Origin of the sequence: Pedobacter sp. ASV28 (genome assembly GCF_016428855.1) — a bacterium.
GTDB lineage: Bacteria > Bacteroidota > Bacteroidia > Sphingobacteriales > Sphingobacteriaceae > Pedobacter.
The window spans coordinates 77,223-101,023 of record NZ_JAELTN010000006.1; the positions used below are offsets into that span (position 1 = coordinate 77,223).

Genomic DNA, 23,801 nt, shown 5'->3' on the forward strand with positions numbered 1-23,801 from the left:
CAGGAGCATACTGGTCGACTCGGCTATCGAGTATACAATTTTTAAAAATTGGCGTTACGAGATTTCCCTCAATGGATTATTCTCGTGATAATCGTCCTTGTCGAGATTAAATCTCTCGTTCAAGAACTCCTTAATGGCTACAAAATTTGGGGTCATTAATTTAGTCTCCAATCGGAACGTTTTGAGTAAGGAAGGCAAACTGATGTTAAACTGATCGTTAAATTCTTTTGTCTGGAAGGCCTTGAGTGGGAATTGCACATAGCAGTCCTTTTCATCCATACTCATAAGTTTATGAAATGTCTTTTGAAGATGCTCCATTTCCTCTTTCTTGGTGCCAAATTCTTTACGCTCCTGAAGTTGCACTTTATAGTTTATCATAAAGTTCTGCATGTTCATCAATATCTGCCAATCCTTGTAGCCTTGGTTTCGCAGACCATTGAGCCATAATGCGAAATCAGGAAGTTCCCTTAATTTACCCAGCGTCAGATATGTACATTTCTGCATATTGTTGAAACGGTTTTCGATGGCATGTAGACTAAACACCTTATCGTATTTTGCGCTCAACGAGCCGTCCCAAACCATCACCTTGTTCTCTCTTGGGAAATTCAGATCGAACTTTTCTTTCTCAAAAGACGCAGCCTGAAAAGCCTCAAAGTCATCTTTGGAATAAACATCTCTGTGTATCTTTTGATACAGGTTGATCACGGTCTGCTTCGAGTCCAGTTTTGATTCCTGGAAGAATTTCCAAAATAACCCATTAAACTCTTTTGACTCCAGAACGCTTATATTGTCCAGCAATAGCCGCAAAGATACCATGTTGAATGCAGAATGTTGGTTTATCTTTTCAGGTCCTACCGCTTGGGAAAAACAGATGTAAACTTTCCATTTTATTACTTCATTGGAGGCAAGCTGCTCCGGAGGAAGAGGTTTTTCAGTCAAAACCAACTCTATTTCGATAGTCGATCTCAGCAAATGAAAGTCAACTTCCGATAAGGCAATTTCCGCCAGAACAATCTGGATGGCCGAAATATATTCTTCGGCTACCGAACGCACTTCATGCGTATTTTCAAAGCTTATTCGCCACAAGCTCCCCAAGGCATAAAAATTGATAATCCTTGTCTTTCCCACATCGTTGAGCGGAAAATCGTCAACCTTGTTCTCGATAACTTTTTTGTACTTATCGTCAGGTTCCAATTCCTTTCGGATTTCGGCCTGGATAGATGAGACAATCTCATCCCCAACGTAATCGAGAAAGGAAATGTAATTTTCCTTGAAATACTTGAACTGGTTGGAACTTCTTTCCATTACGTAGAGCATAAACGCAATGTTAACCATGGCCATCTGCTCTGCTTCGGCATCCGAATCGTCAAAATTGCCCTCCAACTTTAGATGGATGTACCTTCCGTAAATACTTAACGCATTAAACCAGGAACCTTGCAGATAATCTGAGAAGGCCAGCAAAGAAAGACTGTCTTCGATTCTCTGGATAAGTTCTTTGTTGGTACTCATGCGGAATGCCGCCAGGGCATAGTTCTTGGCCGCAAAATGCATCCCTACGGAGTTGTAGAGTTGCGCGATATTCAACAAGGCCAACACAAAACCCTCTATCGTATCTTCCTGTAGGTAATTTTCCTTGGCCTTATGGAAATAGTCCAATGCCTTAAGCAAGTTTTTCGGGATTGTCGTCTTTAAGTAGCTACTGCCTCTTTTCACTTGCGATTGCGCAAGTTTTATCTTGCCTTCCCGTTTTTCGACCAGGGGAAATAGTTTTTCCGAAAAAATTTCTAATGCTGTCACAATGCCCATCGTATCTTGGGGATCTATGTTGAGATGCATTTTGATGTATTTTTCTATCCGGTCCCCAAATTGGGACAACTTGAATAACGGCGCTTGGTCGACTACCTTTAAAATGCTTTCAAAATATTCTATGAATTCGGTATTGCCCTTATTTCTTAACTTGTTTATGACCAACAGGAAAGTGCCTTTCTGTTCCAGTAGGCTGCACCTTTCGCTAATGTCTTTTTCAGCTGCTAATTTTTGACTGATTCTTCTGTAGAGTTGTACATACCAATGCCTTAACTCAACCTCGTCAATTGATGCCTTTCCGTTTTTGGAAGCAACGAATACCAGAGTGATAATGTTATGGACATTTTCGATGTCCGCGGCAGTTGTTAAAATGGGAATGGCGCTGAAGTAATATCGGATATCGTCTTCAAATCCTAACAAACTTCCGTCGGGACGCTCTCGAGCAGCCAGATTTTCGTAATCGACTTCGTAAAACTCATTATTGAGGAATACAATTTCATAGATTGCCTTCCTTCTGAAGAGCGGATCCAATTGGGCGTTACGTGCATAGTAGATGAGGAAAGGATTCCAGACATCTTTGTGTTTGTGCAGATACTTTTTTCGTCGGCAATAGTTTACAAGATCCAAAATCTCATAGAATTCCCCGATCCTGAAGTCCTCCAAAGGGTCAACAGTCTTGTAGAAGTCGTACCTGGTTGAATACCATTTGTCCTCAGCGTTGCCAATCGAGAGCAGGCTCTGTTCCAACTTGTCATAAGTCAGCCTGCGTTCCTGATCCCGGCTTTCGCTGACCGTCATAAAAACGGTATCAAGCAATACTCCAAAAACTTGTGCCGGACTGCTCTCTGCGATGTCGAAGGGCAATTTCTCTATCAGCGACTCTATATTTGCCCTTGTCGAAGAAAATTCGTCGTCAGGCGAGATTCCTATAAATTTCCATTTTATCATTTTGGCGAACTCTTCCCAAAATGTGTCGTCCAGTTTCTCGAATATTCCGATCGCCTCATCTAATCCGTCTTTGTCTTTCAGGGCTTTCTTTTGTTCATGTATGTAATCGGTCACTATGGCTTTTGTTTTACCGGCATACTTCGCAAGCTGTGCTCTGCTCATTTGGTATTGGTTCTCAAACCAGTCCCTCAGCAGATCGGCGTCGTTATCCAGGTATTTTTGGGCAATTTTTGTGTTGGTTTCAAAAACATACTCCTTGGAGAAGTCATTGTAGTCCGATTTAACGTGAAGCGTAAAAAAATGGCAGATACACTTTTTTATCTCTTCACTTGAGAATGAAAAGTTACTAGAGTAGAGTTTTATTTGACGAAACTTGAGTTTTTGCGCAAACGGGTCGCTATGGAAGATATCTTCTTCAAACTCACAGTAAATATCCTCCTTTATACCGACGGTAAAATTGCCAATCCAGGTTTCAAGAGTCTTTAGCGTCTGATAATTGTACCCCCGTTGCGAGGCAAACGCGTCGGTATTTTTCGAAAACAAAAACAGCCTGTTCAATTCCATTTGCACATCATTTTTTTTTAATCTTATCGCTGGTTAATCGTTGAGGCAAGATAGCCAACAGAACGACCCGTCAAAGATATAATTTGTTCTTGTAACGCCGCCCACCGCCAAGTAATTCCACTGAAGGACACATCATTACAGCGCGCATTTTTCCATCACACCTTTGTTGCGAAGCCCGCGTGAAGCGGGAAAAGCGATAAAACCAATTCAGTTCAATCATGGAAAAACAAAGCAAAAAAGTCGTGCTGACGGGCCTTGCGTGCCTGTCGGTAATCGGTGCGCTCGCACAGGGAAACGGTTCTGCCGGGATCAACGAGGCCACGCAGATGGTCACCAGCTATTTCGATCCCGCCACCCAGTTGATTTATGCCATCGGCGCAGTCGTCGGGCTCATCGGGGGCGTAAAGGTCTACAACAAGTTCAGCAGCGGCGATCCAGACACCTCCAAGACCGCGGCCAGCTGGTTCGGGGCCTGCATCTTCCTGATCGTGGCCGCCACAATCCTACGTTCCTTCTTCCTGTAATCCTTGCCATATGACCAACTACAACATCAACAAGGGCATCGGAAGGACGGTGGAGTTCAAGGGCCTGAAAGCGCAATACCTGTTCATTTTCGCCGGCGGCCTGCTGGGAACGCTCATCCTGGTGATGATCCTCTACATGGCCGGCGCGAACGCCTATGCGTGCCTGTTAACCGGGGCAGGCGGCGCGTCGCTCATCGTCTGGCAGACCTTCGCGCTCAACGCCAAGTACGGCCAGCACGGGCTGATGAAGCTTGCCGCCCAAAAACGGCACCCAAGGTATATCATCTGCCGCAAGGCACCACGCCGCTATCTCAAGGTCACCCCAAAATCCGCCGCCGTATGAGAAACGCAGCAAAAACCACGACACTCGAAAGCAGGTTCCCTCTGCTGGCGGTGGAACACAACTGCATCATCTCGAAGGATGCCGACATCACCGCCTGCTTCCGCGTGTACCTTCCGGAACTCTTCACCGTCGCCTCGGCGGAGTACGCCGCCATCCATGCCGCCTGGCACAAGGCCGTCAAGACCTTGCCGGATTATTCAATCGTCCACAAACAGGACTGGTACATCAAGGAAAACTATGCGCCCGATCTGGCCCAGGACGGACAGAGCTTTTTGGCCAAGTCCTACCAGCGCCATTTCAACGAGCGCCCTTTTCTTAACCATTACTGCTACCTGTTCCTCACCAAGACCACCAGGGAGCGGATGCGGATGCAGAGCAATTTCTCCTCGCTGTGCAAGGGCACGCTGATCCCGAAGGAAATAAGGGACAGGGAAGCCGTCCACCGTTTCATGGAAGCCGTGGCCCAGTTCGAGCGCATCATCAACGACAGCGGCTTTGTGAAACTGGAACGTTTGGACGAGGACGACATGGTCGGCACGGACGGCAAACAGGGCTTGCTGGATCAGTACCTCACCCTGTCAAGGGACGAGGCAACGCCGATGCAGGACATCGCCCTGGGGGGAGAAGAGGTCCGTATCGGCAACAAGAGGCTGTGCCTGCACACCCTCTCCGATACGGACGACCTGCCCGCGACGGTATCGGCAGATACCCGTTACGAGAAACTTTCCACCGACCGAAGCGACTGCCTTTTGTCCTTCGCTGCGCCAGTGGGATTGTTGCTAAGCTGCAACCACATCTATAACCAGTACCTTTTTTTGGACAACAGCGAGGATAACCTGCGGAAGTTTGAGAAGTCGGCCCGGAACATGCATTCGCTGGCACGCTACAGCCGAGCCAACCAGATCAACAAGGAGTGGATTGAACGCTACCTGAATGAAGCGCATTCTTTTGGTCTGTCATCCATACGCGCTCATTTCAACATCATGGCCTGGTCGGAAGATGCCGCCGAACTCAAACAGATCAAGAACGACTGTGGCAGCGCCCTGGCCCTGATGGAATGCAAACCCCGCCACAACACTACCGACACGGCCACCCTGTACTGGGCTGGCATGCCCGGCAATGCGGGCGATTTCCCGAGCGAGGAAGGCTTTTACACCTTTATCGAACCTGCCCTGTGCCTCTTCACCCAGGAGACCAACTACCACAATTCGCCTTCGCCGTTCGGCATCAAGATGGCCGACCGGCTCACCGGAAAGCCGATCCATCTGGACATATCGGACCTGCCGATGAAACGCGGCATCATCACCAACCGCAACAAGTTCATCCTCGGGCCTTCGGGAAGCGGCAAGTCCTTCTTCACCAACCACATGGTCAGGCAATACTACGAGCAGGGCGCACACGTACTGCTGGTCGATACCGGTAATTCCTATCAGGGATTGTGTGAACTCATAAAAGGCAAGACGAAAGGTGAAGACGGGATATACTTTACCTATACCGAAGACAATCCCATTGCCTTTAACCCTTTTTATACCGATGACGGTGTGTTCGACATCGAAAAAAGGGAAAGTGTCAAAACACTTATTCTTACCCTTTGGAAACGCGATGACGAACCGCCGACCCGCTCGGAGGAAGTCGCCCTGTCCAACGCGGTAAGCGGTTACATAGAACGTATCAAAGGCGATGAGGCATATCCGTCTTTCAACGGATTTTATGAATATGTTCGGGGCGATTACCGTGGCATACTCCAGGATAAACAGGTAAGGGAAAAAGATTTTGATATCGCCAACTTCCTCAACGTGCTGGAGCCTTATTACAAAGGTGGGGAATATGATTACCTGCTCAATTCCGACAGCCAGATGGACCTGCTCTCCAAGCGCTTTATCGTCTTTGAGATCGATGCCATCAAGGACCACAAGATCCTGTTCCCGATCGTGACGATCATCATCATGGAGGTCTTCATCAACAAGATGCGCCGGCTCAAAGGTATCCGCAAGCTCATCCTGATCGAGGAAGCCTGGAAGGCCATCGCCAAGGAAGGCATGGCCGAATACATCAAGTACCTCTTCAAGACGGTCAGGAAGTTTTTCGGCGAGGCCATCGTGGTGACCCAGGAAGTGGACGACATCATCCAGTCGCCCATCGTAAAGGAGAGCATCATCAACAACAGCGACTGCAAGATCCTGCTCGACCAACGCAAGTACATGAACAAGTTCGATGACATTCAGGCCATGCTGGGCCTTACCGAAAAGGAAAAATCCCAGATCCTGTCCATCAACATGAACAACGACGCCTCTCGGCTCTACAAGGAAGTGTGGATCGGATTGGGCGGTACGCACTCGGCGGTATATGCCACCGAGGTAAGCCTGGAGGAATATCTGGCCTACACCACCGAGGAGACCGAAAAGATGGAGGTCATGCAGCTCGCCGCCGAACTTGGGGGCAATGTGGAGCAGGCCATCAAACGTATCGCGCTGCAAAGGCGTGAGCGAACAAACAAATATTAACCCATTTAAAAATCAGACACAATGAAAAGAGTAATCCTATCGGTGTGTACGGCATGCATCCTTGCCGTCGCACCTTCCGCAAAAGCGCAGTTCGTGGTTACCGATCCGGCGAACCTGGCCTCGGGCATCCTCAACAGCGCAAACGAGATCGTGCAGACCTCCTCCACGGTTTCCAACGTGATCAAGAACTTCAACGAGGTCAAGAAGGTCTACGAGCAGGGCAAGGCCTATTACGACAAGCTGAAGGCCGTGAGCAATCTGGTAAAGGACGCCCGAAAGGTGCAGCAGACCGTACTGCTGGTGGGCAACGTATCGGAAATGTACGTGAGCAACTTCGGCAAGATGGTGAACGATCCCAATTTCACGCCGCAGGAACTCACGGCCATCGGCAACGGCTACGCGGCGCTACTCAGCGAGAGTACCGAGCTGCTCAAGGAACTTCGGCAGATCGTGACGGCCAGCGACCTTTCCCTCAACGACAAGGAACGCATGGACGTGATCGACCGCGTGTACAAAGAGGTCAAGGACTACCACAGCCTGGTGCGCTATTACACCAACAAGAACATTTCGGTGAGCTACCTGCGCGCCAAAAAGAAAAATGATGCCAAGAGGGTGCTCGATCTCTATGGAACCGCCAACCAAAAATACTGGTAGCCATGGAATGGAACAACCTTCACGAAGTCCTGCGCTCGCTCTATGACGACATGATGCCGCTTGCGGCGGACATGGCCGCCATAGCCAAAGGCCTGGCGGGACTGGGCGCACTGTTCTATGTGGCCCTAAAGGTTTGGCAGGCCTTAAGCCGGGCCGAACCGATCGACGTCTTTCCCATGTTGCGGCCGTTCGCCCTGGGCCTGTGCATCATGTTCTTTCCGACCGTTGTGCTGGGGACCATCAATGCGGTGCTCAGCCCGGTGGTCACCGGCACCCATGGCATTCTCGAGGGCCAGGTGCTTGACCTGAACAAGCTCCAGGAGCAAAAGGACCGGCTGGAATATGAGGCGATGGTCCGAAACCCCGAAACCGCCTATCTGGTATCCGATGAGGAGTTCGACAAGAAACTCGACGAGTTGGGCTGGTCGCCTTCCGACATCGGGACGATGGCCGGGATGTATATGGACAGGCAGGAATACCGGATGGAGAAAGCGATAAAGGAATGGTTCCGCAACCTTCTGGAGATACTTTTCCAGGCGGCGGCGCTTGTCATCGATACCGTACGGACGTTCTTTCTCATCGTGCTGTCGATATTGGGGCCGATTGCCTTCGCCATATCGGTATGGGACGGCTTCCAGTCCACGCTCGCCCAATGGCTCACGCGCTACGTGAGCGTTTACCTGTGGCTGCCGGTTTCCGATCTGTTCAGTTCGATGCTGGCCCGGATACAGTCCCTCATATTGGAGCGGGACATCGAGATGCTGGCCGATCCGACCTTCATACCCGACACCTCCAATACGGTCTACATCATCTTCATGGTCATCGGCATCGTGGGCTATTTCACCATCCCGACCGTTACCGGCTGGATCATCCAGGCCGGCGGGGCAGGCAACTTCACCCGCAACGTCAACCAGACGGCAATGAAAACCGGGAACATAGCCGGAGCCGGGGCCGGATCGGTTGCCGGAAACATCGGCGGCAGGCTCATGAACAGGTAAACCCAGAAAACAAAAAAACATATGGAATTCAAGACCCTAAGAAACATTGAAAACAGCTTCAGGCAGATCCGGCTCTACGCCATCGTGTTTGCCGTGCTCTGCGCCGCCGTGGCAGGATACGCGGTATGGAAATCCTACCGCTTTGCCGAACTGCAAAGGCAAAAGGTCTACGTGTTGGACAACGGGAAATCGCTGATGCTGGCCCTCTCGCAGGACGCCTCCATCAACCGCCCCGTGGAGGCCCGCGAGCACGTGCGCCGTTTCCATGAACTGTTCTTTACGCTGGCACCCGACAAGAATGCCATCGAGAGCAACATGAAACGGGCCTTCAACCTTGCCGACAAAAGTGCCTTCGACTACTATAGGGACCTTTCGGAAAAAGGCTACTACAACCGCATCATATCGGGAAACGTGCAGCAGCGCATCGAGCTGGACAGCGTGGTCTGCAATTTCGACACCTATCCCTATGCGGTGCGCACTTACGCCAAACAGTTCATCATCCGCTCCAGCAACGTGACCAGGCGAAACCTGGTCACCTCTTGCTTTCTGGTGAACTCCGTGCGGTCGGACAGCAACCCGCAGGGCTTCAATATCGAAAAATTTGCGGTGCTGGAAAACAAGGACCTAGAGGTGATCGAACGCTAGAAACGAGAGGACATGGAACAGAAACATGATCTGCAAACTTTCGCCAAGATCCTCACCGAGAAAGGCTACGACGGCTATTTTACCACCCAGGCGGCCTATCCCGACAAAATAAGGGAAAGCCTCGGCCGGTACATGGAAAGCTCCGGGAAAGGTTTGGAACCGCAAAGCAACAGGTTCATCCTGCGAGGCTACCTGCAATGGTCGGGAGAGGACAAGCCGCGTGTGGAATGCAGCATTTGGGTGAGGCACGAAAAGGGAAAGCTCGATCTGCTCAAGATGGAGATAACCAAAACGGACCGCTACGGGCAACCCGTCGGGCGGGCCACCCTGACCGGGCTTTCCGCAACCGAGCTGCCCAAGGCTACCGAGGCCGTAGCGATGGTGGCCGATACGGCAAAACGCCAGGCCACGCCCGTAAAAAACCGCTTCAAGCTGTAATCCCTAGATACTTAAAACATGAAAAAGATACGTGAAAATCTGGACAGGTGGTCCGGCCAGCTGCAAGAGCGCTGGCAGGCGTTGCCCGTCGGGGCGCAGCGCCGCTACACGCTGTACTTCTTTACGGGCTATCTGCTGCTTACCGCGGTGGCCATTTTTGAGGTGTGGCACGACACGGCGAACACCGGCAACGGTATGGCCATCGAACATATCGAAAACCCTGTCCCCAAAAACAAAAAAAGTCCCGCATCGCCGCAGGACACTTCGTCAACAATCCTAAAAAACAACAGTCATGAAAGAAAATGAAAAAAAGGTCAGCATCCGCCTCGGGCAGGACGACCCAAACGAAACCTCCCATGTGCCGGAGGATAAAAACGGCAGCAGGGAACGCCTTAAGAAGCCCCTGATATTCGCATTGATGGGCGTCGTGTTTCTGGGCTGCATGTACCTGATCTTCAAACCGTCCCAAAACCAGAAGAAAACCGGGGACATCGGCCTGAACGATGCCGTTCCCCAAGCCAGTGAAGCGGGCATGCAGGCCGACAAGCAAAAAGCCTACGAGCAGGAAATGCTGGAAGAGAAAGCGCAGGAAAAACGAAAGGCACTGACCTCCCTTTCGGATTACTGGAACACCGACAGTACGCAAAACGGCCAACAGGGCTCGCCCGAAAACGAACAGGGCAATGGGCATTCGGGCAGATCGGGCAATCCGACACTGAACAGCTACCGCGAGGCGCAGAGTACGCTGGGTTCCTTTTACCGGGAAGACAATGCCGAGACGCAGCAGCTGCGCAAACAGCTCGAGGAACTCAAGGAGAAACTGGCCGAAAAGGACATACCTGCGGGAATTACCGCCCAGGACCAACTGGCACTGATGGAGAAGTCCTACCAGATGGCCGCAAAATATCTGCCCGGTACCGCCAATGGCACAAAAGCCGAAGGCAACGAGAGTGCCGGCAGCGCGTCGGCCAATAGGCAGAAAGAATATTTCGTGGCCGTAACCCCGGTGCGGAACAACGCCGTATCGGCCTTGCGCCGCGGGCCTGCGGACAGCTCTTTTCTGGCCGGTTCTTCCCGGGAGATGAACCGGGATTTCCATACCGCTGGGCCCTTAGGGCAGGCGTCGCAGCCGAGAAACAGCGTGAGGGCCCGCATCGAGGAAACGCTCACCCTTATCGGCGAGGGCGTGGTGCGCCTGCGCCTGCTGGAGCCCGCCCAAACCCCAAACCGTACCATTCCCGGGGGAACAATCCTGACGGCCACAGGTAAGTTACAGGCCGGACGCCTGCAGTTGAAGGTCACGTCCATGGAAATCGGGGGCAACATCGTCCCGGTGGACATCACCGTGTACGACCTCGACGGACAGCAGGGCCTTTACGTGCCGTATTCGCCCGAACTCAGCGCCCTCTCGGAAATGGCCGGCAATATGGGCCAGACTTCCGGAACCAGCGTAATGCTCACCCAATCGCCGGGCCAACAGGTTGCCGCCGATCTCAGCCGTGGGGTGGTGCAGGGTGTCTCGGGCTATTTCTCCAAAAAAGTCAGGACGCCGAAAGTTACCCTGAAAGCCGGGTATCAGGTGTTCCTTGTCTCCAAAAAATAATGTTGAACGCAAATACATAAAGCAATGAAAAACCATTTGAAAACCCTTTGGGCAACCGCCCTGATGATCGTCGGCATTGCCGATGCGTCTTTTGCACAGCAAGCCCCGCTTGCCCTGGGCAGGATCGCCCCTTATGAGATGGAGGTCACCTACGACAAGACCTCCCATTTGATCTTCCCCGCTGCCATCCGTTACGTGGATCTGGGCAGTGATTACCTGATTGCGGCAAAGGCCGAGGATGCGCCGAACGTACTTCGCGTAAAGGCCGCAGTAAAGGGGTTCGGCCCCGAGACCAACTTTTCGGTCATTACAGACGACGGGCGCTTTTACAGCTTCGACGTATTCTACAGCCCGTATCCCCAGGCGCTGAGCTATGACTTGGTGGAGATGCGAAAGGCCACGGAGAAGGCCGTGGCGAACGACGTGCTTTTCGGGGAACTGGGCGACAGCTCCCCATCGCTGGCCGGGCTGCTGATGCAGACCATTTACAAAAAGGACAAACGCACCGTAAGGCACATCGGGGCCAAAAGTTTCGGCATCCGGTTTACCCTTAAAGGGATTTACATCCACAACGGCAAGTACTATTTCCACACCGAGCTGGCAAACGGCAGCAATGTGCCCTTCCAGATCGATTTCGTCAATTTCAAGGTCGTGGACAAAAAGGTGGCCAAGCGAACCGTGGTGCAGGAAAGGCCGCTCATGCCGCTTCGTACCTACAGGCCCTTGGAGAGCATCGGCGGAAACACCACCCAGCGGAACGTGTTCCTGCTCGATCAGTTCACCATAGCCGACGACAAGGTGCTCCAGATCGAGATTTTCGAGAAGAACGGCGGCAGGCAACAGCGCCTCCAGGTCGAGAATTCGGATTTGGTCAAAGCCCGTCCTGTTGGGAAGATGCACCTGAAATTTTAACGATCACCAAAAGACGACAGACATGAAAAAGCATATCTATACCCTGACGCTCCTGCTCATGGCCATCATGGCCGCGCAGGCGCAACGGATGTTACCCAAGCAGAAAGGACTGGAAGTGAATGCGGGCGTATTGTCCGACGATAAAATCGGCAAGGACTACTATGTCAACATGGCCATGACTGTCAACGGAAAAAACGGGAACTACCAGCTTTGGGCTTTGGAATACACGCACCGATACCACGCCTACAAAGAGTTAAGCATACCGCAGGAGACCTATACCGCCGAAGGCGGCTACAGCCTTTTCCTTCTGGGCGATGCCGGTAAGAACATTACGCTGAATGTTGCAATCACCGCTGTTGTGGGTTACGAAAGCATCAATCGGGGCCGGGCGACGCTGTATGACGGGGCGGCGATACTGAGCCGGGAGGGCCTCATCTTCGGGGCCGGCGGACGGCTCACTCTTGAAACGTACCTGTGCGACCGCCTGGTGCTGGTCCTTCAAGGGCGTGCCAAGGCCCTTTGGGGTACCGACCTGGAACGGTTGCGGCCGTCGGCGGGCGTGGGTTTAAGGTTCAATTTTTAAAACTAGACACAATGACTTCACTATTCAACACACTCAGAACAGAACTGATGCCGGTTGGCCTGACCCTGGCCATCCTCACGGCTTCCGTTTCCCTGGTATCCTGCGGCAAAGGCGACGACCTCGAAATACAGAACGATTTTCCGTTTGAGGTAGGCGTGATGCCGGTTCCCAAGGAGGTAGCCAACGGGCAGACGGTAGAGATACGCCTTACCATACAGCGCAAAGGGAATTACAGCAACACGCGGTATTTCCTTCGGTACTTCCAGTTCGACGGACAGGGCACATTGCGGCATTACGGTGATCCCGCATATCTGCCCAACGACCTCTACGCCTTGCCAGCCGAACAGTTCAGGCTTTACTACACCTCACATTCCACCGTTTCCCAGTCCTTTGACGTCTGGATCTCGGACAATTTCGGCAACGAACGGAAACTGAGCTTCGCCTTCAACAGCAGCGATTAAAGCCGGAAAGTCCTGCCATCCGGCAGGACTTTTTTGTTGGAATAATTTCTTTTTCGTAAATTCAAACTATTGAACCAACGTGTTTTTTATGGTGTCATCATTGGTCATAGGGATCATCTTTTTGGTTGCGGGCCTGGGCCTCCGCTACTGGATCAACCGCAGGAGATTCTATCGGCGCGGACCCATGGGAGGGCAGGGCTTTTCCTCCTATGAAAAGTCCGTTGCCGTTACCCTTCTGGAAAGGGTCGGAAAATGGATAGCGTATGGGCTGATCATCTTCGGGCTGTTGTCGCTATGGGTGTATTCCCGCGAGAAAGAGGCGAAAGAAAAGACAGTCCAAAGCGTCGGGACAGGCAAACAAAAATAAATGGGCAGCATTTCGTTACCGTCCGTTTCGGGTGACTTATGCGCCAAAATAAGTATCGGGATGCGGAACATCCCACACCATAGGCCGCAGCCCGTTGGGCAGGACGTTCCTTTTGCCACGTCCTGCCCAACGGGCTGCACCGCTTGACACGCAAAAAGGCTGTCCCGACCGCAGGAAGGGTGCGTCTTTTTGCCGCCCGATTTTCTTGTCAGGCCACCTTAAGGGGATGTGAGCGAAAATCGCGGAGGTTGAGGAAAAAGCCCCTGTTCTCGGTCATGCCATAGCGGAAAAGGCTCCATAGCAGGGAACAGCCCATCTGTGCCAGTGACGAATTGATGAACAGTTCCTGTTTCTCCAAGGCCTCGGCAAGCGAGCAGCTCGGGGTGTCGTCCTGCGCTTCGGACTGCCTGAGCAGTTCCCCGAACTCATCGGTGACAAACGGCAGGCCTGCCACCGTAAGGTACTTTTCCGAGCGGGGCTGTTTGATCTCCCCGACGGTGGACAGTATCGCCTGTCCCGTATGTTGGCCGTTGCCGAAGTCCAACCAGTATCTTGGCTCGTCGTGGTGGTGCCTGCGGTGGCCATCTTTCAGTTCCTTCAGGATTTCGGCAACCCCAAACCGTGCCTGTACGCTGTCCACGCAGGTAATGGTGATGATTGCCCTCGCATTCTCGGGCAGCCTTCCAACGCTGTCCTTGCCGAACTTTACCGTTTCGGCCTTCCAGTTCGTGCCGACGCAACGGTTGATGCGGTTGATAAGGGCAACGGATTTGTACAGCCCCGTTTCACATCCGAAAAATCGCTGTCTGCCCAAATTGGCCTCGGTCACGACATCGTCGTCCCAAAGGCGCACCTGCAAGCCCGCATGTCCCAAGGCAATCAGGCTCTCGTTTATTTCCATCAGGGCGGTCAACGCTTTTGATCCCGTTCCGCCCGCCCCGATGAGGTTTACCGAAATCGGGTTGGTCGGATTGAGCAGATAGTTGTCCGTGAAATGGACTGCCGTTTTTTGCGTACTCATCACAGTAGTTTTTTAAGGGTCTTGTTGTTCTTTTTCAATATTTCCTTCGGAAAGGGGCTGTCCGTATCGACAAGGCCTTTCCAAAGGCTTACAATGTTTTTGCGTGTCAGGTTTTGGCACAGCGAATGGCTGAAATAGGAATGGAAAAAATAATGCTCCCACGCCTGAACGAATTCCTCTACCGAGGCCGAGTTTTTGATCTCGACGCTTACCGTTCCCATGCATACCCTGCCGTCCTCATAAATGTTGAAAAAGGGGGCGTAATGCAGGGGCGTCTTTTCCGTCGGCCTCCTGTCGCTTGCCAAGGCGAATACCGAAAGGCTGTTTTTGTCGGCCGACCACAGCATCGCCGGGACGTGCGCTTTTCCGTTGGGTATGCCCAAGCCTTCCACAAAATACAGTTGCCGTTGCCCTGCCTTGGTGTACCAAAGCACCTTGCCCTTTTCTCGGGTATCGATGTGCAGGATGTTTGTCGGCAAAATCCCGTTCGGCCTTAAAAACGCGTTGTTCTTTTGCCCATCGGTCTGCAATGCCTTGGCCAGTGCGCTGGCTTCCTTTACGGTCAGCGGGTGGGCGTTGATGGGCATACCGTTGCCGTCCATATCGAAATGCTCTACGTAGGTGTCGGCTTTGGCTCCTTTGGCTTCATAAAAGACCAAGAGGGATTTTGGTTGGTACAGCGTGCCGAAGGTTTCGGTCAGGTCAGTTGAGTCTTCCATTTTCTTCCATTTTGTAATCGTAAAACAGTGAACACAGGTCATCCAAAAGGGCAAAGAGGCGGTTCTCGAAATCAAGGTCTGTCGCCGTAATCTCCCTTGCGTCGAAGGATTTGACAAGGGTCGGCTCTTCCATCGCACCGTATTCGTTGAACTCGCTGGAGATGCTATCGTTAAGGCTTTCGTAAAGCCACCCTTTGGTATCGGCAACGAAGGAGATGTACTTTTCCATCGCGACGGCTTCGTTTTCGCAGTCATAGCCGTCGTGGTCGTCATCGTGCACGGGCGCATTCCTGAAAATGGTCGCCGTGGGGTATTCGGTATAGAGGGCGAAAGCGTTGCGGGCCACCCGCCAACAGTCGGCATCGAAGGCGTCACGGCTGTTGAATCGGTCCAAACGCTGTCCGAAAACCCGCAGGTTGATGCGGTTGAAAAGTTTTCGTTCCATACTGTCCCCGATATGTTCGGCTTTCTCCAGTTCACTTCTGTAGATTTCGGTGGCGTCGGTTTCCTCGTCCTGTTCCACCCATTCCCTGTGCATCTCATATTGCCAGTACAGATAGCTGTTCTCCTGCCTGTAATACGGGACGTCGGCGATATGGTAGAGGTAACTGCATGCCGACAGCAGTAGCTGTGCCGCCCGTTTTCGCTTTGGGTCTTTGAGCATCAGAAAGAGCGGTACGACGGGAACGTAGAACAGGGTTGCACCCACATCGCACCGTTCCTCGCTCACCAAAGACGCTTTGCTGTCTTCCCGCACCAATCTGATGCCGACGCAGTTCTTGTTGGTACGCTTGACCTTGGCTTCCATATCCCACATGGCCAAGGCCATATTGTAGGGGAAACCAAAATCGCTGGTCTGCATCGGGTCAATGCCGTAATGCCCCGCAAGTCTGGAAAGGGACGCATAAAAATCCGCTTCCGTTCTCCGGTAATCCTCTAGGGATGGTGTCTTTTCCAGTTTGGGCAGGAACCTGCACTTTAGGATACCATCGGCAGCATTGCCACCGGTACGGACTTCCGTCCGTCTTTCAGCACGTGGCTCGCGTCCCTTGGTTTCTGTAGCCAAGTGGCGAACTCGCCCAACTGTCGGTGCAACTGCCGCTGTCGTTTTTCTTGGGGCAACCTGATGGTTCCCGATATAATGTTTGGTTGCATAGTTCATCGTTTTGTGATTTGTGTTCAACCTTTCGTACCCATTACGCTTTCAAATCTGTACTCGACCGCATCGTCCCTGATCTGCGGTGGGGATATTTTTGCGGTGGTCAAAATCGGGTACAGATTGGCGTAAAAATTCATTACCGCCTCCACGCTCCAACGTGGTTCGGGGTCGGTCAGCCTGATGTCCTGTTCCTTGTCCTTGAGTATAAATACCCGTTCCAATTGTGTTGCCAATAACATAACTCTTCGATTTTTGGATTAACAATTCTATTCTTCCCCGTCCGATTCATCGACGGTATAATCGGCAGTAGCTTCTTCCGCCTTTGGCGGTTCGGGTACTGCCGTCTCCATTGCCCCGAACAGGCTCGGTGTGGCGAACCTGTCGGAGAGTGAGGTCTTGCGTTTGCGTATCTCGTCCGCTTTTTCGGGAAACTCCGTTATGTCGGGCACTTTCATCCACGCCTCACGGAACTTGCCCTCTTTTTCGAGTTCATCCACCTTTGCCATTGCGCCCGTGTACTTCTTGTCCTTGGCTTCCTGCTCTTTCTTCTGCCTGTCGGCCTTTTCCTTTTCCATTGCCGACTGGCGTTTGACCTCCTCCAGTTGCTTCAGGAATTTTTCCATGTCAACCATAAGTCCCGAAACCTTTTGCACGGGCGCTGTTATCCGCTCAAAAAATCCTTCGTCGAACTCCTGAGGAGTGGTGTTGAACGTCAACGGCGGGATGCCGTTCTTGGCAACGTCCCCGCATTGCTCGTTCAGGAGCATTACCGATACGACAAGGTTGCCGCCCATGCCTTTGGCCATTGTCAGTTGCAGGTTTCCCGTAAAATCCAACTGCGCTATCTGGGTGAAAAAATTTGTGTTCATATTGCTGTATTTAATTGTCCGCTAATCATTCGCTATCGCCCGTAATTTTTCGTGCATGTCCGTCCAATAGGCGGCTAGCCTTTTGTCGAGGTCTGAAAAGACAGTCTCCCCGTGGCGATACCCTGCATACCGTTTGGCCATGCGGACCGCTTCCTTAAGGTCGGTTACCTCGATCAGGCAACCGTCCATGTCCTTTATGTGCATTGGGCTACCCGTTTGAGCTTATCGAAAGAAGTTTCTCGTTTCCGAAAAGCAGGTGGACGGCCTGTTTCAGTTGGGCGTTGCAGTCTGCCGTATCCGCATACTCGACAAGGCCGTATATCGTGAACAGCGCATTGTAGCCGTCAAAGAAATGGTCGGCAAACCATCTCGGGCGTCTGCACAGTTCCTTTTTGTACCTGCCGATGCGCTTTTCGGCATCCTGTACGAGCCTGTACCAAAACTCCGCCGTCACAAAGGCCTGCCGATGCCATGCCGTGCGGAATGCCTGTTCGTTTTGCAGAAAGTGGCCGCACTGTTTTTCTACGGCCTGCTGTAGGTTTTCGAGTTCTTCGGGAAAGAGCCTGCACAGCAGTTGCCCCTTGTCCAAATTGTCCATTTTGCTTAAAGCTTTCATATCATTTATTTTTTATAGCTACCGCCGATTGGGGCGGTAGCTTGTTGTCATCTAATTCAGGTTCAGTATTTCCGCACCGTCCAAGGCGAACGCACTGCACAGGTCGAACGCCTTCTGCGATTTCAGTTGGGCAGTGCCGCCCAATACAATACTCTGCAACTTGGCTTCATCGTCCTTGTAGTTTCTTACGTTTTGGTAGTAGCCCGTCACGGCGTTGTAGGCTCCGAACAACGTGCCCTTTGTGGTGTCCATCTGCTGTGTATCGCTCACCATCGCATAGGCGAAGGCATCCTCAACGGTGTTTTTAAATACGGTGGAAAGATCGTTTTCCGCACCTTTTTTGATGAGGTTGAGCGTCTCCGTGTTTGGGCAAAGTGCCAACTGGATAAGCTTTCTTACCTCCCTGTCCGTTACCTTCACCTTCGTCCAACTGTTGAAAATGCCCTCCAATTGGTCGCTGAACGTGTTGGCCAGTCCCATGACCTTGTGTGCGTCTTCCAATCGCTGATTGGCACCCGAGGTGTGTTTGATTCGCACCACGTTGCTCATGTTTCGGAGCGAGGCGTTCAGCGTGTTTTGGCAGACGATGCGGATCGGCGTGAATGCGGCGGTAATGCTTCCGCTACCGTCGTGCGAGGTGGTCAGGAAAATGTATTTTTCGGTCACGTCGTCGCCGTTGCCCACACGGATATAGCCGGGCAGTTTGGCTGTGATGAAGATGCGTTCCCCATCTCCCAAAGCCCCCGCAGTCTCGTACAGTATTCCGTCGCCACCGCCCACGATGGCATCGAAAAAGTTGAACGCCTCGCGGTTCTGCACGATGTGGTAATCTTTGCCCACCACGCCCAATACTGCGTTGCTGTCGGTGCGGACGGTAGCGAAATAGTCGGGAACTTCAAGTTCGGTGTTGCCGATCTCCGTACCGTCGGTAGTTTCGGTAATGCCCGAACCTTTGGCAAACAGCGGGGATTTTTCGACTTCGTAGTCCAGACCTGCATGCCTGATGGCTTCGGCGCTGGTCGGGTATTGTTCCACGATCTGCCCCAATCCGTGCCAAGCTTTCTGCTGAACGCTGAAGAAGGAATAGCGCCCTGTTTTTTCGTTGAAATTGATATTATGTGCCATGATGAAATATTTTAAAGTTTGATAATTGTTTAAGGGATTGGGTTAAAAAGGGAAGTCTGTCTCGGGCATGTCACCGTCGCTGTCTGCGGGAGCCTTTGCGGTTTCTGCTGTTGTACCGCCACCGTGCTTTTTTATCTGCGAGGCGTTGAAGCTCAGCGATGCACGGAGTTCCCCGCTGTTCGACGTCCATGCCCTTGCGCTCGGCCTGCCCGTGAGCTCCACGAGCGTTCCCTTTGTGAGGATTTTGGCCACTTTGGTGCTGAGCCAGTAGGCACAGTCGAAGTAGGTCGTCTGCTCGACACGCTCGCCCGCCTTGTTGCGGTAGCTGTCGTTGATGGCTACCGAAAAATTCACGACCTGCCTGTTTTCCGACACGTTGCGCACCTGCGCATCCGATGTCACTCGTCCGATGATGTTCATGTTTTCTGCTTTTTTTTGTGAATACTTTTTTTTGATTTATTATTCGGCAATGGAGAGGGGGCGCTGTTTTGTTTCATTTTTGCCGTTTTCGATATTTTTTCCAGTGCTGACATTTTTTTTATTCGTGTAAAGGTTCGGAGTATGCTATGTTTCGTTTCATGAGCATAAAAAGGTTAGTGCCCAGCGCTGGCAAGGCTTTGTCGGAAAATACGACCCGGATGGGTGGAGATTTTTTGGCAAATCCGCAGGACTTGGCCTTGCCTGTGCGTCACGGGCACGGAGTTACCTTTGCTCCTGAAATGGGACAAGAGCATACGGGGCTTTACTATAAAAAATAAGGGAAGCGGATGGATACCGTAACCCGCACTATGGGATCAGAAGGGAACGGTCGTTCCAGCGGATAGCGAAATATGGTGCTGGATAAGGGGAGCGAAGCGGTCAAAGTATGAGTGTTCGGGTGGAGAGTTGCTATTGCTATCGAATCTGATGCATAATGGACGTTGATTTATGTTAAAATTCATATTTTATCTATATTCACGATATAGAATCTAAATTAAAAGGCTCGTGTACAAAGAATTCGTTGATAAAATACATCAGGAAAAAGCTAAAAACGACAGCAATTCCAGGGACCTTGCCCATTCGCTGAATGTGTTGTCCAAAACAGTCTTCGGCGAAGTCAACCGTTTCATTTTTGAATTGCTTCAAAATGCGGATGACTCCTCTTCCGATGGAAGCCCCATCAATGTTCAATTCAAATTATTGGAGAACTATCTGGTGTTTTCCCACGACGGCAAACACTTCACAAAAGAGGACGTGCAAGGTATATCGGGCATTGGTAACCGGGCCAGTGAAAAAGACAAAAACGTCGAAAAAACGGGCTATAAGGGAATTGGCTTCAAATCAGTTTTTGGGTCATCCGATTACGCGCACATAGTATCAGGTGGCTTTTCTTTTCGGTTTGATAAGAATTTTGAGGGTTATCACGGTTCCGAAGAATTTCCTTGGCAGGTGGTGCCGATCTGGACGGATCAGCCGGCAAGGGAGGTCGCCGAGTGTTACGACCAAAAGCGGGTCAATACGATCATTCACATCAGCGACCGTAAAAACATCAAGAAGGAGATTATCAATGTTTTTGAGGATTGCCAAATAATTCTTTTTCTAAGGAAGGTCAAAACGGTCACGCTTTTCGATGGGGACACAAAAATATTTGAGGTTACCAAAGAAGTCGCGGACGGTGTGGTAGATCTTTATAACGGTGGCCGGTTGGAGAGTTCCTGGATACTCAAGACGATGGATCTGGCCATCAATGATGCGTTGTCCTTAAAACTCAAAGATCTGTCCGAGACAGCGTGCCCGCAGAAACTAAAAGAAGCAAAAGCGACGAAACTTACTTTTGCTGCAAAGGTTAAAGACCAGCAGATCGTGCCGGTCGAAAGAGCAGTTATTTACTCATATCTTCCGACAAAAGCGAAAAAGGATTTTCCGTTCCTTATCAATGGGGACTTTTTGACAAATGCCGAACGCACTGAATTAATGCCAAATATCTGGAACGAATTTCTGTTTAGGGAAATTGCGGTACGCCAATTGGAATGGTTCCGGGAGCTGCAGGATACCGAGTACCGCTTTGATGTGCTCAGTTTACTAAACGGCAAGTATCCGGATTACTCCGATTCGGTAATTGACCTTGCATATAACGAAAGCTTGGAGGCCGCCGCGGCAACCGTTGATTTTTTACCGGTCCAGCATGAGGAAGGACGTACCGTTGTGATAAAAGCGGCGATAGTAGATAATCCCGGCTTTTCTGAATACTTCCGGCCCTCTACAATAACAGGGTATTTAGAAATTACGGGAACACATAACGTTTTAGACTTACGTCTGAAAAATCAGGCCAAACTAAAATCGCTGGGGGCCATTTCCTTTACCTTTCCCGAGCTTCTTGGGCTCATCGAATCGAAGGCTATAAATGATGTTGCTGGTGCTATTGAAACAATAAGATTCTTCTACAATAAAACGCTCAACGGAAAAAACCAGACATGGCTGCTCCCGCTTGAGTCGGCGGCATTTATCATGGACGAATCCGGAGAGTACAAAACGCCGAAAGAGATTTTCATTCCCGCGCAGACTGCGGTTGCCGATGTCGCCTTCAGCCTTAGTTACGTTCATGCGGACATTTTGGCCCGCTATGCCTCCGCACCACAAGTCTTGGTATGGCTCCAAAATTTAGGGGTGCGGGAGCCTACTGATCTGGAAGTAGTTAAAAAGTCTATTATTCCGATGATTGCAAACGGTGGTGTAAATCAGCAAAATGTAATGGCCGTCACCCGCTTTGTCTTTAAAGTGTTCCGGGCAAAACAGCTTTCGGACAAAGATTACTCTGATTTGCGGATGTTGGAGGTTCTTACCGTAAACGGTCTAAAAATTCCAAGCCAATGCTATTTCTCAGATGATTATGTTCCTGAAAAAAAGCTCTCATCGGTATTGCCTCATGCCAATTTTTTGGTGAACGACTACATAGAAGATAGCGCAGATGTCTTGGACTGGAAAACATTCTTCAAAAAAATCGGAGTGCGGGAAAATATCTCCATTGAGCTTATTGAAGAAAAAATAGAAAGACAAGCTTTCGAGAGGCAACATCCAGAGGCCAGCAGATATTTTAGTTGGTTAGATAAAATAGAGGCATATCCGTCGTTGTACCATCCGTGGCGCAATAGCGGGCAGCATTACATACAGAATTACACTTCGATAGAATTCAGGTTAAGCCTGCTCGAACCGGCTTTCTCCAAATTTTTTTGGGGTAAAATGTTGGATAATTGGGATAATTTCATATCAAAATGCGATATCACCAAGTACTTTCGTCTCGGTGGTAGCGACACTGTTCCGAGCTACATCCAATACTACATTGAAAATTTTGAATGTATTCCGTGTACAGATGGAAAATGCTACAGGTGTGGCGATGTATTTGCGCCCACATTAAAATCTGTCATCGGAAAACATCTTCCTGTGGCAGACCTCCCAGTATCGATGACGGTGGAACAATTGAGTTTTTTCAAATTCAAAAGGAATATCAGCCCCGAGGAGTGTTTGAAGCTTCTTGGTCTAATCAGTTCTGAGCCCCTGGGCAGTGAAACCAACAGGCAGTTATTTTCGATATATGATCAGCTGACCGGAACACCTACCAACGTGGTGCGTTTATTGCGTTCTACGATAAATGAATGGAAAGCTAGTGGGTGTCTCCTTAACACGGACAACAATTTTCAGCCGGTTAGTGACCTTTATGTTTTTGGCTTACATAATACGCAGCCGCCAATGGGTTCCAATAGATTTCTTAAAGTGGCATCCCGTTCGAAAGACGAGATCAGCGCACTCGCTGACTTTTTTGGCCTTCAGCAGATCACGGAAGATTTATTGGAGTTTGTTCCTGTCGACGCTATCGAGAATACCGAAATACGACAGGCATTGTTGGAGCGTACACCACACCTTGCACTCATCTATTCTAAGAAAAGTACAGAGGATTATCGTAAAATACTTTCACGGATCGTCACATCACTTCAGAACACCACGTTCATAAATGCAAGTTCCCTTAGCTTGGTCTACAAGGACAAAGGTCAGGTGATTGTAGATTCCAAAATAGACTGTTGGCCAGGAAAATCTGGTGAATTTTATTTTACAGGCAAATGGAATTCTCCGATTACCGTGTATAGTCTCAGCGGTAGTCTATGTGATCTTTTGAACATGGAAGGCATGGCAAGAGAATTCGGGTTGGTCATGCAGCTCTCGCCAAAGGACATACACCTATGGCTTACCGAACAGGGATATCCAGTTAGTGAAATCAGTGAAGGAGATGACTTATTTAAAGCTGCCGCCGTCGAAGCTTCAATCGATCACACTGATGCGGAAAGTCCTTTTACCGGTGTTGATATCGCTTTTGAAAATGTATTTACACCAGAGCTGAATGTAGAGGATATTAACTTCAAAAATGTTACTGCGGTAGTAAACAATTTATCGCAAGTAACCATTAGCACGAATAAAACATACCAGCCGATTGAGAATTCGCAGGTTAAAATAGACATAGGAAGATGGTCAGAAGAATATGTTAACAGATACCTTCATGAGAATTCCGAACGTTTTACAGAGATAATTTGGCATAACGAGAATTCTGAAAGTTATCTTCCTTACGATTTTACAGTTAAGGAAAATGGGATCCCTAAGTGCATAGAAGTAAAAGGCACGCCTTCGCAGACAAAGGAAATGATAAAATTATCTTTAGAGGAATGGAAACAAATGTTCGCACATGGAAATAACTATTCGATATTCCGGGTCTATGGTGCAGGGTTGACCAAATACAACAGATTAGAGATAAATGACAATATCAGGCGCGAAATAGAAACGGGGAAACTATTAGATTTTCCAATGGAGATTTTTCTTCCTTAGCCTCTGTTGGCAAAGTTGAAAAAACCATCGCTCTAATGGAAAAATTGCCATTTGTTTGAGATACATCTACGAAAGAATAGGTGATGGTATG

General features: G+C 50.3%; 24 protein-coding genes. 15 read left to right on the forward strand and 9 right to left on the reverse strand.

Going from position 1 to position 23,801, the window contains the following annotated elements; translation table 11 throughout:
* Positions 1 to 54 precede the first annotated feature (54 nt).
* Entirely contained in the window at positions 55 to 3,318 is a 3,264-nt protein-coding gene (locus tag JHD79_RS03540) for a hypothetical protein (RefSeq protein WP_199117820.1), read from the reverse strand.
* Positions 3,319 to 3,536: 218 nt separating this feature from the next.
* Between JHD79_RS03540 and JHD79_RS03545 the strand changes: the two genes are divergently transcribed.
* The 13 genes from JHD79_RS03545 to JHD79_RS22700 all read left to right on the forward strand — a co-directional run bounded on the left by JHD79_RS03545 (position 3,537) and on the right by JHD79_RS22700 (position 13,350).
* Positions 3,537 to 3,842, forward strand: coding sequence for a DUF4134 domain-containing protein (locus JHD79_RS03545; protein ID WP_199117821.1), 306 nt, complete (start codon positions 3,537 to 3,539; stop codon positions 3,840 to 3,842).
* A 10-nt stretch (positions 3,843 to 3,852) separates the two neighbouring features.
* Complete coding sequence (locus JHD79_RS03550) at positions 3,853 to 4,185, forward strand: DUF4133 domain-containing protein (protein ID WP_199117822.1); 333 nt, start codon at positions 3,853 to 3,855, stop codon at positions 4,183 to 4,185.
* Positions 4,182 to 6,689: a TraG family conjugative transposon ATPase gene (locus JHD79_RS03555; protein WP_199117823.1), complete on the forward strand. Its 2,508-nt coding sequence runs from the start codon at positions 4,182 to 4,184 to the stop codon at positions 6,687 to 6,689. Before JHD79_RS03550 ends, JHD79_RS03555 begins: the two co-directional genes overlap by 4 nt.
* 21 nt (positions 6,690 to 6,710) lie before the next feature.
* Positions 6,711 to 7,343 carry a DUF4141 domain-containing protein gene (locus tag JHD79_RS03560; RefSeq protein WP_199117824.1) on the forward strand — a complete coding sequence of 211 codons (633 nt, stop codon included), beginning with the start codon at positions 6,711 to 6,713 and terminating at the stop codon, positions 7,341 to 7,343.
* A gap of 2 nt (positions 7,344 to 7,345) precedes the next feature.
* Positions 7,346 to 8,341 carry a conjugative transposon protein TraJ gene (gene traJ / locus JHD79_RS03565; protein ID WP_199117825.1) on the forward strand — a complete coding sequence of 332 codons (996 nt, stop codon included), beginning with the start codon at positions 7,346 to 7,348 and terminating at the stop codon, positions 8,339 to 8,341.
* 21 nt (positions 8,342 to 8,362) lie between these two features.
* Complete coding sequence (traK, locus tag JHD79_RS03570) at positions 8,363 to 8,986, forward strand: conjugative transposon protein TraK (RefSeq protein WP_199117826.1); 624 nt, start codon at positions 8,363 to 8,365, stop codon at positions 8,984 to 8,986.
* Positions 8,987 to 8,998: 12 nt separating this feature from the next.
* The gene (locus JHD79_RS03575; protein ID WP_199117827.1) at positions 8,999 to 9,424 is read left to right on the forward strand and encodes a hypothetical protein; all 426 of its coding nucleotides are present in this window, start codon (positions 8,999 to 9,001) and stop codon (positions 9,422 to 9,424) included.
* 18 nt (positions 9,425 to 9,442) lie between these two features.
* On the forward strand, positions 9,443 to 9,730 hold the full coding sequence (locus JHD79_RS03580) for a nitrogen regulatory IIA protein (protein WP_199117828.1): 288 nt from the start codon (positions 9,443 to 9,445) through the stop codon (positions 9,728 to 9,730).
* Positions 9,717 to 11,027 (forward strand): conjugative transposon protein TraM, encoded by a 1,311-nt coding sequence (gene traM / locus JHD79_RS03585; protein ID WP_199117829.1) that lies wholly within the window; start codon positions 9,717 to 9,719, stop codon positions 11,025 to 11,027. Before JHD79_RS03580 ends, traM begins: the two co-directional genes overlap by 14 nt.
* 24 nt (positions 11,028 to 11,051) lie before the next feature.
* The gene (gene traN / locus JHD79_RS03590) at positions 11,052 to 11,939 is read left to right on the forward strand and encodes a conjugative transposon protein TraN (RefSeq protein WP_199117830.1); all 888 of its coding nucleotides are present in this window, start codon (positions 11,052 to 11,054) and stop codon (positions 11,937 to 11,939) included.
* 22 nt (positions 11,940 to 11,961) lie between these two features.
* Entirely contained in the window at positions 11,962 to 12,522 is a 561-nt protein-coding gene (locus tag JHD79_RS03595; protein WP_199117831.1) for a conjugal transfer protein TraO, read from the forward strand.
* 11 nt (positions 12,523 to 12,533) lie between these two features.
* Positions 12,534 to 12,983, forward strand: a complete 450-nt coding sequence (locus JHD79_RS03600; RefSeq protein ID WP_199117832.1) for a DUF3872 domain-containing protein — start codon at positions 12,534 to 12,536, stop codon at positions 12,981 to 12,983.
* 88 nt (positions 12,984 to 13,071) lie between these two features.
* On the forward strand, positions 13,072 to 13,350 hold the full coding sequence (locus JHD79_RS22700) for a molybdenum ABC transporter permease (protein WP_233164544.1): 279 nt from the start codon (positions 13,072 to 13,074) through the stop codon (positions 13,348 to 13,350).
* Between the two features lie 208 nt (positions 13,351 to 13,558).
* Here JHD79_RS22700 and JHD79_RS03605 read toward each other — a convergent pair whose 3' ends face one another.
* The 8 genes from JHD79_RS03605 to JHD79_RS03640 all read right to left on the reverse strand — a co-directional run bounded on the left by JHD79_RS03605 (position 13,559) and on the right by JHD79_RS03640 (position 19,279).
* Complete coding sequence (locus JHD79_RS03605) at positions 13,559 to 14,371, reverse strand: PRTRC system ThiF family protein (RefSeq protein ID WP_199117833.1); 813 nt, start codon at positions 14,369 to 14,371, stop codon at positions 13,559 to 13,561.
* Complete coding sequence (locus JHD79_RS03610) at positions 14,371 to 15,090, reverse strand: PRTRC system protein B (protein WP_199117834.1); 720 nt, start codon at positions 15,088 to 15,090, stop codon at positions 14,371 to 14,373. Before JHD79_RS03610 ends, JHD79_RS03605 begins: the two co-directional genes overlap by 1 nt.
* Complete coding sequence (locus tag JHD79_RS03615; RefSeq protein WP_199117835.1) at positions 15,074 to 16,252, reverse strand: hypothetical protein; 1,179 nt, start codon at positions 16,250 to 16,252, stop codon at positions 15,074 to 15,076. The genes JHD79_RS03610 and JHD79_RS03615 overlap by 17 nt, the downstream gene beginning before the upstream one ends.
* Before the next feature lie 17 nt (positions 16,253 to 16,269).
* The gene (locus tag JHD79_RS03620) at positions 16,270 to 16,488 is read right to left on the reverse strand and encodes a PRTRC system protein C (RefSeq protein ID WP_199117836.1); all 219 of its coding nucleotides are present in this window, start codon (positions 16,486 to 16,488) and stop codon (positions 16,270 to 16,272) included.
* A gap of 27 nt (positions 16,489 to 16,515) precedes the next feature.
* The gene (locus JHD79_RS03625) at positions 16,516 to 17,118 is read right to left on the reverse strand and encodes a prtrc system protein e (protein WP_199117837.1); all 603 of its coding nucleotides are present in this window, start codon (positions 17,116 to 17,118) and stop codon (positions 16,516 to 16,518) included.
* Between the two features lie 208 nt (positions 17,119 to 17,326).
* Entirely contained in the window at positions 17,327 to 17,734 is a 408-nt protein-coding gene (locus tag JHD79_RS03630) for a hypothetical protein (protein WP_199117838.1), read from the reverse strand.
* Between the two features lie 51 nt (positions 17,735 to 17,785).
* Complete coding sequence (locus tag JHD79_RS03635) at positions 17,786 to 18,859, reverse strand: DUF932 domain-containing protein (RefSeq protein WP_199117839.1); 1,074 nt, start codon at positions 18,857 to 18,859, stop codon at positions 17,786 to 17,788.
* 42 nt (positions 18,860 to 18,901) lie between these two features.
* Complete coding sequence (locus JHD79_RS03640) at positions 18,902 to 19,279, reverse strand: single-stranded DNA-binding protein (RefSeq protein ID WP_199117840.1); 378 nt, start codon at positions 19,277 to 19,279, stop codon at positions 18,902 to 18,904.
* 158 nt (positions 19,280 to 19,437) lie between these two features.
* Here JHD79_RS03640 and JHD79_RS03645 point away from each other — a divergent pair, with 158 nt between their 5' ends.
* Both JHD79_RS03645 and JHD79_RS23105 read left to right on the forward strand, forming a co-directional pair.
* Entirely contained in the window at positions 19,438 to 19,617 is a 180-nt protein-coding gene (locus tag JHD79_RS03645; RefSeq protein ID WP_199117841.1) for a hypothetical protein, read from the forward strand.
* A 226-nt stretch (positions 19,618 to 19,843) separates the two neighbouring features.
* A complete protein-coding gene (locus tag JHD79_RS23105) occupies positions 19,844 to 23,710 on the forward strand; it encodes a sacsin N-terminal ATP-binding-like domain-containing protein (RefSeq protein WP_199117842.1) in 3,867 nt (1,288 codons plus the stop codon).
* Positions 23,711 to 23,801: the final 91 nt, after the last annotated feature.